Annotated in this window: 5 protein-coding genes; all 5 read left to right on the top strand. The window is 35.2% G+C overall.

The window, feature by feature from the left end; all coding sequences use genetic code 11:
• The first annotated feature begins 2 nt into the window (after positions 1-2).
• On the top strand, positions 3-647 hold the full coding sequence (locus tag AB8B65_RS02400; RefSeq protein WP_405299214.1) for a thymidine kinase: 645 nt from the start codon (positions 3-5) through the stop codon (positions 645-647).
• Between the two features lie 8 nt (positions 648-655).
• Entirely contained in the window at positions 656-1768 is a 1113-nt protein-coding gene (gene alr, locus AB8B65_RS02395) for an alanine racemase (RefSeq protein WP_405299212.1), read from the top strand.
• Between the two features lie 86 nt (positions 1769-1854).
• On the top strand, positions 1855-2262 hold the full coding sequence (gene mscL / locus AB8B65_RS02390; RefSeq protein ID WP_405299211.1) for a large conductance mechanosensitive channel protein MscL: 408 nt from the start codon (positions 1855-1857) through the stop codon (positions 2260-2262).
• 194 nt (positions 2263-2456) lie between these two features.
• On the top strand, positions 2457-3446 hold the full coding sequence (locus tag AB8B65_RS02385; protein WP_405299210.1) for an aspartate-semialdehyde dehydrogenase: 990 nt from the start codon (positions 2457-2459) through the stop codon (positions 3444-3446).
• A 185-nt stretch (positions 3447-3631) separates the two neighbouring features.
• Positions 3632-4033, top strand: coding sequence for a DoxX family membrane protein (locus AB8B65_RS02380; RefSeq protein ID WP_405299209.1), 402 nt, complete (start codon positions 3632-3634; stop codon positions 4031-4033).
• Positions 4034-4255: the final 222 nt, after the last annotated feature.

The following is a 4255-nucleotide window of genomic DNA, read 5'->3' as shown; positions in this document are numbered from 1 at the left end:
AAATGTTTCTCGAAAATACAGTAAATCATAAAGAACAATTTGGTTGGATTGAAGTTATTTGTGGTTCAATGTTCTCTGGAAAAACCGAAGAACTGATCCGCAGACTCAAAAGAGCACAATTTGCAAAGCAAAAAGTGGAGATATTTAAGCCTGCCGTAGATATTCGATATGACGAGGAAAAGGTAGTTTCTCATGACGCTAACGAAATTCGCTCTACACCTGTTCCCGCCGCCGCCAACATACGATTATTAGCCGACAATTGCGATGTTGTAGGAATTGACGAAGCACAATTTTTTGATGACGGTATTATTGCTGTTTGCAACGACTTAGCCAATAAAGGCATTCGTGTCATTGTTGCTGGTTTGGATATGGATTTTAAAGGAAATCCGTTTGGTCCAATGCCCGCGCTTATGGCAACAGCCGAATATGTCACCAAAGTACATGCCGTTTGTACCCGAACGGGAAACCTAGCACAATACAGTTTTAGAAAATCCAAAAGCGACGATCTGGTCTTGCTAGGAGAAACTGATGAATACGAACCACTAAGTCGCGGCGCTTATTATAAAGCAATGCTAAAAGAATCAGTGAAAGAGATTGAAGTTGATGATGCGGAAGAAATCGTTCCTAAACAACAACCTGACAATTAACTACCATAATGTTACAACACGTACAAGAATCTGTTTTAGAAATAAATTTTAAAGCACTACAACAAAATTTTGAATTTTTAAAGTCAAAAACCAAAACAGGAACTAAAATTTTAGCAGTCGTTAAAGCGTATGGCTACGGAAGTGATGCCATAGAAATTGCGAAGTTTCTGCAAGACGAACTCAAGGTTGACTATTTTGCAGTTGCCTACATTCGTGAAGGCGCGTATTTACGAGCTGCAGGAATTACAACACCAATTTTAGTACTACATCCACAAATTGTAAATCTGAAACATGCCATTGCGTACAACCTTGAACCAAGTTTGTACAACGACCGTATTTTTACTGCATTTGCCAAAGAAGCCGCAAAACAAGGAAAAAAAGAATATCCTGTACATATAAAATTCAATACAGGATTAAACCGTTTGGGCTTTTTTCATACAGATACAGCGCATATTCTCAAAAAACTAAAAACGCTGTCGCAGATAAAAGTAGTTTCTATATTATCGCATTTAGCTGCTTCAGAAGATAAAAAAGAAAAAGAATTCACTCAAAATCAAATACAACTCTTTAAAGAAATTAGTAGTGATTTTGAAAAAGGACTCAATTACAAACCGATGCTTCACATGACAAATACGTCTGGAATTTTAAACTATCCAGAAGCGCATTTTGATATGGTTCGTACAGGAATTGGATTGTATGGTTTTGGAAACGATCCAAAATATGACAAACACTTGCAGCCTGTAGCTTCTTTAAAATCTATTATTTCGCAAATACACCGTATCGAAAAAGGAGAAAGTGTAGGCTACAATCGCGCTTTCATTGCAGACGATTATGCTACAATTGCCACCATTCCATTAGGTCATGCAGACGGAATTAGTAGACAATTTGGAAATGGAGTTGGCAGTGTTATCATTAACGGAAAATCGGCGCCTATCGTTGGAAATGTTTGTATGGATATGATTATGATAAATGTTACTGGAATTCGTTGTAATGAAGGTGATGAAGTTATTATTTTTGGAGAAGGACAAAGCGCAGAAGAATTTGCTGCAAAAATAAATACCATCTCGTATGAAGTCCTAACAGCGGTTTCTCAACGAGTAAAACGTGTATTTCTTCGTTAATATGGTTAATAGTTCATTACAACAAATTGAAAACTATCATATTTTTTACTACATTTAGATTCAATAATAACTAATAATCAAATAGTATGTTAAAAGAATTTAAAGAATTTATCACTGGTGGAAATGTGATAGAATTTGCAGTAGCCGTAATTATGGCAGGTGCTATTGGCGGAGTTGTAAAAGGATTTGTTGACAACATTGTAATGCCTGTTGTGGGTTATTTTACAGGAGGAACAGACTTTGCTGACAAAAAAATAATTTTGACCGAAGCCATCAAAGATGCCGAAGGAAAAATTACAACGGCCGAAAATGCCATTATGTGGGGAAGTTGGGTGAACACTATTGTAAACTTAATTATTGTAGGTTTAGTAATGTTCTTAATTGTAAAAGCATATAACAAATCAAAGAAGAAAGTAGAAGAAGCGCCAGCAGCTCCAGCAGGACCAACTCAAGAAGAGTTATTAGCACAAATAAGAGATTTATTGAAAAAGTAATTTTTTCAAAATATCATATAAAAAGCCACTCTTTACGGAGTGGCTTTTGTGTTATATGTAACTTTTTGTGAAACTTTTGGTATTTAGAAAATTTTATAGCATTTGCGAAGTATTTATTGCTAATTTTGCTTGAAAGAAAGTACAATGAAACAGTCGTTGTACCATTTACTAAAGACTATAAAAAATAAAAAACAATGAAAGTAGCAGTCGTTGGCGCAACAGGAATGGTAGGAACTGTGATGTTAAAAGTATTAGCAGAACAAAAATTTCCTGTTACTACATTAATTCCAGTTGCATCTGAAAGATCAATTGGGAAAGAAATTACATATCAAGGAAACGCATATCCAATTGTAAGTATGCAAGATGCTATTGACGCCAAACCAGACATCGCTTTGTTTTCTGCCGGCGGAGACACTTCTTTAGCATGGGCACCAAAGTTTGAAGCAGTAGGAACTACGGTAATTGACAATTCATCTGCATGGCGAATGGATCAATCTAAAAAACTAGTCGTTCCTGAAATTAATGCTAACCAATTAACAGCAAACGATAAAATTATTGCCAATCCAAACTGTTCTACCATTCAAATGGTGGTAGCATTGGCGCCATTACACAAAAAATACAAAATTAAACGTATTGTCGTATCTACCTATCAATCCATTACAGGAACAGGTGTAAAAGCGGTTCGTCAATTAGAACAAGAATACGCAGGTGAAAAAGGAGAAATGGCATATCCGTATCCAATTCATAGAAATGCAATTCCACATTGCGATGTATTTGTAGAAAACGGATATACCAAAGAAGAAGTAAAACTGGTCAACGAAACCAAAAAAATATTAGACGATAATACCATTGCTATTACGGCAACTGCCATTCGTATTCCGGTTGTTGGTGGACATTCTGAAAGTGTAAATGTCGAATTTGAAAATGACTTTGATGTGGATGAAATTCGTACACTATTACACGAATCACCTGGAATTGTAGTACAAGACAATCCGGATGTAAATGTATATCCAATGCCAATTTATGCCGAAGGAAAAGACGATGTTTTCGTGGGTAGAATTCGCCGCGATGGCTCGCAACCAAACTCTTTAAACATGTGGATTGTTTCAGATAATCTTCGCAAAGGAGCCGCAACAAATGCGGTACAAATTGCACAACATTTAGTAGATCATAAATTAGTCTGATATTAAATAACAAAAACAATATACAACCCAAGGCACTTCTTAAAAATAAGTGTCTTTTTTTATGCAAAAAACTGAAAATTAGTTAGTTATTAATCGTGTGTGAAAGTTTTTGTTGTTGAAAATAGTTAGTAAATACGCTATCTTTTTTATATCTTGATAGAACACTAACTGAAAATCTCACACCTATGAACTCCAACTTCACCAAAATTATCCGTTTCGTATTAGGATTAATTCTCATTGTATTTGGCGCTAATAAAGTCATTATGATTTTTATGGAATCTGGTTTTTTACCACAACCTTCTTTTCCTGAAGCTGGTGGCGCTAAAGAATTCATGAACTCTCTTGACACCGCAGGATACATTCTCCCAATAGTCGGCGCATTAGAAGTGTATGTTGGAGTTTTATTAATTCTCAAAAAATGGGTGCCTTTCGCGCTTGTCGTACTAGCACCAATATCTGTAAACATTTTACTATTTCATTTCTTCTTAGATTTATCTGGCGGAATGATTGGTGCACTCGTTGTAGCTACTTTAAACGGCGTACTTATTTACAAACATTGGTCACAGTTCAAACCTTTATTCTACTAAAAAAATCGGTCAAACTTTACAATACTAAAATCTCAATTATCAAGTAAAAAATCTTAGCATTTTGTTAAAAACCGCTTCTTATTGAGCGAAGTGGTTTTTTTTACCCTAAATTTGAACTAAACCAAACCCTTGTAGCGAATACAATTCAATACAAAAATAAAAATACCACGCAATGAAACAATTGTTAAAAATTAGTTGTCTCGCAATACTCTTTTTCTCTTG

Source organism: Kordia sp., assembly GCF_045105435.1.
Classification (GTDB): Bacteria; Bacteroidota; Bacteroidia; order Flavobacteriales; family Flavobacteriaceae; genus Kordia.
This window is presented reverse-complemented; position numbering and strand designations above follow the sequence as displayed.